This window comes from Kitasatospora sp. NPDC056181, from assembly GCF_042266225.1.
Classification (GTDB): Bacteria; Actinomycetota; Actinomycetes; order Streptomycetales; family Streptomycetaceae; genus Kitasatospora.
This window is the reverse complement of record NZ_JBHJUK010000351.1, coordinates 1-1,046: the sequence shown is the minus strand read 5'-3', so window position 1 is coordinate 1,046 and position 1,046 is coordinate 1. Positions and strand designations below refer to the sequence as shown.

At 76.1% G+C, this 1,046-nt stretch carries 1 pseudogene; it reads left to right on the top strand.

Going from position 1 to position 1,046, the window contains the following annotated elements:
* Nucleotides 1-1,046: pseudogene (locus tag ACFC1F_RS43455) on the top strand (hypothetical protein); the annotation flags it as partial.

The following is a 1,046-nucleotide window of genomic DNA, read 5'->3' as shown; positions in this document are numbered from 1 at the left end:
CCCTCCGTACTGCCGCTGCTCGCACTGATGCTCGCCGTCACCACGGCCGGCTTCGGGGCCACCGTGCTGGACGCGGTGGACGGCTCCCGGCTGCGTGCGGCCCGGCAGGCGGTCGGCGGGGACGCGGTCGTCGGCGCGCCGACCGGTGTCTCGCTGCCGCCCGGGTTCATCAAGGCGGCGAACGCCCTGCCCGGCGTCCGGACCGGTACCGCCGTCTGGTGGGAGAGCGAGGTGTTCGTCGTCGGTGTCTCGGGAGGGTCCACCCGGGTCAGCGTGCTGGCCGTCGACCCGGAGTCGTACGTCGAGTTGGCCCGATCCGTCGGGCGCGGCGCCTTCGACCCGGCCGTCCTGGCGGGCGGAGCCGGCGGGGACGACACCCCCGTGCCGGCCCTGTTCAGCAAGGCACTCGCGGCCGAAGCGGGCGACGGCAGCCAGCGCCTGCGGATGCTCAACGGCTGGGAACTCCTCGTCGCGAAGGCCGGAACCGTCGACGCCACACCCGCGCTGGAGGAGTCGACCCGGCGGTTCGTCATCGTGTCGGCCGGTACCGCGGCCGCCCGAAGGCCCGAACTCGCCCAGCCCAACCTGTGGTTCGGCACCGGTGACGTGGACGAGCACCAGCTGAAGGCGCTGGTGCGGGAGAAGGGGCCGCTCAGCGGGGTCGGTTCCTTCGTCGGCGCCACCCCGCCCGGCGGAGCGACCGCGTCCCCGACACCGGCTCCCTCCGCCACCGCCGGGTCGTCCTCCGCACCGGCGGCGGTGGCCGGATCCACCACGGCACCCGCGTCCCCCGGCGCCGCACCGGCCGGCCAGGCCCGTGCGGGTGAGGACCCCGACAGCCTGCCGTTCGGCTACGTGGCGCGCACCAGCACCGGCCTGGCCGCCGAGCTGGCCAATGACCCGCTCCAGCTCTCGGCCGGCCGGCTGTTCTGGGCCTCCGTGATCGGCGCGGCGGGGTTCGCCCTGCTCGCCGTGCTGCTGACGCTGCTGCGGGCGGCCCCGGAGCGCGTCGCCCTGCTCGCCCGGCTGCGCACCATGGGCCTGCG